Source organism: Methylophaga sp. UBA5088 (genome assembly GCF_002414625.1).
Taxonomy (GTDB): Bacteria; Pseudomonadota; Gammaproteobacteria; order Nitrosococcales; family Methylophagaceae; genus Methylophaga; species Methylophaga marina.
On sequence record NZ_DIAC01000066.1, the window covers coordinates 15,540 to 20,531 of the forward strand.

At 43.9% G+C, this 4,992-nt stretch carries 6 protein-coding genes; 4 read left to right on the top strand and 2 right to left on the bottom strand.

Annotated elements, in window-relative coordinates:
• A partial coding sequence (locus B4K20_RS08480; protein WP_289282563.1) for a Gfo/Idh/MocA family protein occupies nucleotides 1–977 on the bottom strand: 977 nt, incomplete at its 3' end.
• Between the two features lie 161 nt (nucleotides 978–1,138).
• Between B4K20_RS08480 and B4K20_RS08485 the strand changes: the two genes are divergently transcribed.
• Complete coding sequence (locus B4K20_RS08485; RefSeq protein ID WP_289282564.1) at nucleotides 1,139–1,654, top strand: peroxiredoxin; 516 nt, start codon at nucleotides 1,139–1,141, stop codon at nucleotides 1,652–1,654.
• Between the two features lie 77 nt (nucleotides 1,655–1,731).
• Here B4K20_RS08485 and rpiA read toward each other — a convergent pair whose 3' ends face one another.
• Nucleotides 1,732–2,412 carry a ribose-5-phosphate isomerase RpiA gene (gene rpiA / locus B4K20_RS08490; RefSeq protein WP_289282565.1) on the bottom strand — a complete coding sequence of 227 codons (681 nt, stop codon included), beginning with the start codon at nucleotides 2,410–2,412 and terminating at the stop codon, nucleotides 1,732–1,734.
• A 203-nt stretch (nucleotides 2,413–2,615) separates the two neighbouring features.
• Here rpiA and B4K20_RS08495 point away from each other — a divergent pair, with 203 nt between their 5' ends.
• The 3 genes from B4K20_RS08495 to nhaD form a co-directional block, all read left to right on the top strand.
• Nucleotides 2,616–3,497: a fructosamine kinase family protein gene (locus B4K20_RS08495; RefSeq protein ID WP_289282566.1), complete on the top strand. Its 882-nt coding sequence runs from the start codon at nucleotides 2,616–2,618 to the stop codon at nucleotides 3,495–3,497.
• Between the two features lie 72 nt (nucleotides 3,498–3,569).
• Nucleotides 3,570–4,040 (top strand): low molecular weight protein-tyrosine-phosphatase, encoded by a 471-nt coding sequence (locus B4K20_RS08500; protein WP_289282567.1) that lies wholly within the window; start codon nucleotides 3,570–3,572, stop codon nucleotides 4,038–4,040.
• A 68-nt stretch (nucleotides 4,041–4,108) separates the two neighbouring features.
• Nucleotides 4,109–4,992: sodium:proton antiporter NhaD (nhaD, locus tag B4K20_RS08505; RefSeq protein ID WP_289282568.1), on the top strand; the 884-nt coding region annotated here is incomplete at its 3' end.

The window sequence follows — 4,992 nt, forward strand, 5'->3', positions numbered from 1 at the left end:
ACTGAAGCCAGAGCAGCACAAATAGCAGCACAATTATTTCTTGCATCTGTCATCGTGAGTTTGGGAGCCTTATTTTGCAGTATGCACTCAGAGAAGTGCTCTATTTCCAGATTGAAATGATTGGCCTTTGGAATAGAGACGTTTTGCTCTTCCTCATCATTCCACCAGCTAATTGTGGCCTCTTCCGTTTCCGGTTGCCAAACGGTATGACATTTAATACCGCCTTTAGTCCCGATGATTTCATACTCGCTGCGTCTGGCATGCTCAAAACTCATTTCAAAATGAGCAAACTTACCATCCGTAAAATCAAATACACCACTCAAGCTGACATCCGCTCCACTGTCATTGAGCTTGGCCATCGCCATGGCTGCAACAGGCTCGCTATCAAACCATAGTCTTGCTGTATGAATAGCATAAGGACCAATATCCCACATGGCGCCACCACCATCGTTGATATCGCGATTGATCCTATACAGTCGAGCGGGTTTCATTGGAAAGGCAAACGCCGTTTTCACCGTGCGAACATCACCAATCTTGCCATCATCAATCAACTGTTTTACATAATCATGTTGGGGATGAAAGATATACATAAAGCCCTCCATCACCGTGACATTGTTTGCTTTCGCAGCTGCTTCAATCGCATCAATATCCGCCACCGTTAGTGCCATCGGTTTTTCAATCAACACGTGTTTACCGTGGTTTATGGCTTTCAAAGCCCATTCCGCATGCTCTTCATTCGACATGGGTAAATAGATAGCATCGATCTGAGAGTGAGAAAGCAGTGCTTCAGGATCGTCCAAAGTCTCTACCTCAGTTTGATCTGGCGCTAGTTTTTGCAAAACTTCTGCTGCAGCACCAGGACGACGACTAGCAATGGCGAGCAATTTCGCATTAGCTGCTTCAACAATAGCGGGCAGTAATTTTTCGTTTACACGAGCAGCACCTAAAATTCCCCAGCGTAATTGTTTTTCAGCCATGTGTTTATATCCTTTTGATTCGAGTAAGTCACTAACATCATATCGACTCACCTTCACAATTCCAAACTCATAAAACCTCATGTTTCATAGTGTTTTTATCTCATAGCGATTGTCTTATGCTAGTTAACCTGTAAATAAAAATAATGGATTAAGGAGCAAGTATGACAATCAAAGTTGGACAGAAAATTCCCGCGGCGACACTCTCAGAATGTGTAGACTTTTCAGCCAGCAGTGGCTGCCCTGTTAACCCTCAACCACAAAATGTGCAATCACTCACAGAAGGCAAAACCATCGTTCTTTTTGGTGTGCCTGGTGCATTTACTCCGCTTTGCTCTGAGGAGCATTTACCCGGTTTTATACGACTGGCAGATGACATCAAAGCAGCAGGGGCAGATGGAATCTGGTGTATGGCCGTTAATGATGCCTTTGTCATGGGAGCATGGGGCAGACAAGTCAACAATGAAGGTAAAGTTAGAATGATGGCTGATGGTAGTGCTGAACTGACCAAGGCTATGGGCTTAGACCGTGACTTAACGGCAGGTGGCATGGGCGTACGCTGCTATCGTTTTGCCTGCATCCTGAAAGATGGCGAAGTGACATATATTGGTGTTGAAGGCTCAGGTGAGTTTGGTAAATCCAAAGCAGAAACCATTCTGGAAGAACTCAAAAAAGGCTAATTTCTTAAACTCTGAGGACATGGGGGAGCTCAACTCCTCCATGTACCATCATGTCATCACGCCAATGAAAAATAGTTTTAACGCCAGTGTTCTTCTACTTCGCTTTCTCCACCAATAAAAATAGCGGAGGCGATATCACTAAAAATTCCGTGCTCAACAATGCCGGGAATCGTATCTAAAATCATCGTCAATTCTAGACTATCCATATCCTTAAACTGCATATCCAGCACCAGACTACCACTTGCCGTGACAGCAACATTATCACCTGATGCATTTAGCCTGAGCTGCCCTTCTCCGCCCTGATGTTTCAGCTGGGTTAACACTAAACGCCATGCTTGCGGCATCACTTCAACTGGAATAGGAAAACTATCTCCAATATGCTCAACCAGTTTTGATTCATCTACTAATACAAAGAACTGATCAGCCGCAGAGGCCAATAACTTTTCATTCACCAAATCCTGACCGCGCCCTTTCAATAAGGTGAGATCCGGCGTGACCTCATCTGCGCCATCAACATAGATATCCAGTGAATCAAGATCCGCTATCGATACGACAGGTAAACCCGCCTCACGTGCTTTGACTGCACTGATAGCAGAGCTACTGACAGTTTGAATATTTAATTTTTCGGTTTTACAACGCTTAGCCAGCGCCTCAATGAAAAAGTTAGCTGTCGAACCGGTTCCTAAGCCAACTACCATATTCTGCTCAACCAGATTTGCGGCATGCAGTGCCACTCTTTGTTTAGGATTAATAGCCATAGACAAACTCCTTATGCCATCATAAATAATCATCAGCTTACATAGCCAGCACGTATAAAAAAACGGACAATCCTTGTGGTTGATGGTTCTTCGGTAAATTCCGTGCCCAAATACAAAGCAGAAACTTGATGCCTTTCTCTATAGCTCATATCCTTAACGGCAACACTTTACTCGTTTTTCTCAAATCACATTAAGGAAAAATAATGGCACAACTTGACTCCATTGTTGAACATATCGAATCAACTATCCACCAGAGTCTTCAGCCATACCAATTGAGCAGCATTGGTGGCGGTTGTATCAATAGCGCCTATCAACTGAAGACTAACCAACTCACTTATTTCATAAAACTCAACCAACCTTCTTTGTCTTTGATGTTCGAAGCGGAAGCGCTTGGCCTACAAGAAATGGCGGCCACAAAAAGTGTGCGCGTTCCCAGCGTCATATGCCAAGGGACCACTCATGAACACAGCTATTTAGTGTTGGAATATATTTCTCTCAAAGGCTTAAGAGGTAATAGCAATATTGCGTTAGGGGAACAGTTAGCGCACATGCATAAAGTCAAGCAACCCTATTTTGGTTGGCAGATGGATAACACTATAGGCAGTACCCCTCAAATCAATGACCAAACACACGACTGGCTGACATTCTGGCGAGAGCAACGCCTTGGGCAGCAACTCAAGTTTGCTGCACAAAATGGTTATTCTGGTCGGTTACAGTCCAGAGGAGAAAAACTGATGGATGAGCTGGATAAACTGCTCGAAAACCATCAGCCCCACCCATCCCTACTACACGGAGATTTATGGGGGGGGAATGCGGCAGCAGATGAAAACGGGCAGCCCGTTATTTATGACCCTGCCTGTTATTACGGCGATCGTGAAACGGATTTAGCGATGACAGAGCTATTCGGTGGATTTGGCCGAGACTTTTTTGCCGCTTACAATGCTATCTATCCTGTAGATTCAGGCTATTCAACGCGCAAAACCTTATATAACCTTTACCATATTCTCAATCATCTTAACTTATTCGGGGGTGGTTATATGGGTCAGGCTGAGTCAATGATTGACCAATTGCTTTCAGAAATATAACGGCTGATTATATTGGTGTTAATAGATTTAATCTCATTTTTATAGTTAATAGTGAAATAAAAGAAATCAACAATGAATCAAATAAAAGTACTGTTTGTCTGCATGGGCAATATTTGTCGTTCACCTACAGCTGAGGGTGTGTTTACCAAATTAACCGAAGATATGGGCACACGCGAACGTTTCCTCATTGATTCTGCTGGCACCCATGCTTATCACGTTGGCGAAGAACCTGATAGCCGTGCTCAACAGACCGCAAAACAGCGTGGTATCGATTTATCTTACATCCGTGCCCGTAAATTCAGCCAAGCTGATTTTGAAGAGTTTGATTACATACTGGCAATGGATACCAGTAATTACGAAATTTTAATCAACGCTTGTCCTGATGCATACAAACACAAAGTCAAAATGTTTCTGGACTATGCGCCGCAACGTGAAGAAAGCGATGTACCGGATCCCTATTACGGTGGGCAAAATGGCTTTAATCATGTGTTTGATCTTGTTGCAGACGCCTCTAAAGGATTTCATGATAGCGTCGTTAACTGATATCTATTTGTTCAGCTTAAATTCCGGCGTATTATTGCCCGGTCTCGTCATTCATAAGGAATATTGTCGTGAAATCAATTCTTCAGGGACGCCCATGGCTCCTGTTTAGTTTCGCCGCTCTGTTAGCTCAGCCTTACCCCGCCATGGCTGCAGAAAATGCGAAATTACTGGATTTAACCACTCATTGGGTCGGTTATGTCTCAATCTTGTTGTTTGTGGTGGCCTATGCTTTGGTTATTCTTGAAGAAGAAATCCATATGCGCAAGTCTAAGCCTGTCATGGTCGCGGCTGGCGTGATATGGGGCTTGATTGCACTCATTTATGCACAACAACCAGACTCTGAATATCACCACACTGCAGGGCTGATGATTCGACACAACCTAGAAGAGTATGGTGAGTTGCTTTTGTTCTTACTAGCGGCGATGACTTATATCAACACTATGGGAGAACGAGGCGTATTCAATAGTCTACGAGCCTGGTTAATCAATAAAGGCTTTTCGCTGCGCAGTATTTTTTGGATCACAGGGTTATTCGCCTTCTTTATATCCCCCGTAGCGGATAACTTAACCACGGCATTATTGATGGCCACCGTTGTAATGGCGGTTGGCGGCACGAATGTCAAGTTTGTGTCTCTGGCGTGTATTAATATTGTTGTTGCCGCAAACGCAGGTGGTGCGTTTAGTCCATTTGGCGACATCACCACATTGATGGTGTGGCAAAAAGGGGTCGTAGAATTTCAAGAATTCTTTAAATTGTTTGTTCCATCTGTTGTGAACTGGTTTGTTCCTGCACTTTTAATGTCAGTAGCCATTAAGAATGGACAACCCCAAGCAAACTCAGACCAAGCAGAACTCAAAGAAGGCGCTTTTGTTGTGGTTGGCTTATTTTTAGTCACTATCGCCATGGCTGTGTCTGCCCATAATTTCCTGCCTGCTCTTATTGATGGGGATAG

Excerpts from the sequence above, each read along its gene's own strand:
- B4K20_RS08485 (WP_289282564.1), top strand. The coding sequence starts at position 1,139 with ATGACAATCAAAGTTGGACAGAAAATTCCCGCGGCGACACTCTCAGAA.
- rpiA (WP_289282565.1), bottom strand. The coding sequence starts at position 2,412 with ATGGCTATTAATCCTAAACAAAGAGTGGCACTGCATGCCGCAAATCTG.
- B4K20_RS08495 (WP_289282566.1), top strand. The coding sequence starts at position 2,616 with ATGGCACAACTTGACTCCATTGTTGAACATATCGAATCAACTATCCAC.
- B4K20_RS08500 (WP_289282567.1), top strand. The coding sequence starts at position 3,570 with ATGAATCAAATAAAAGTACTGTTTGTCTGCATGGGCAATATTTGTCGT.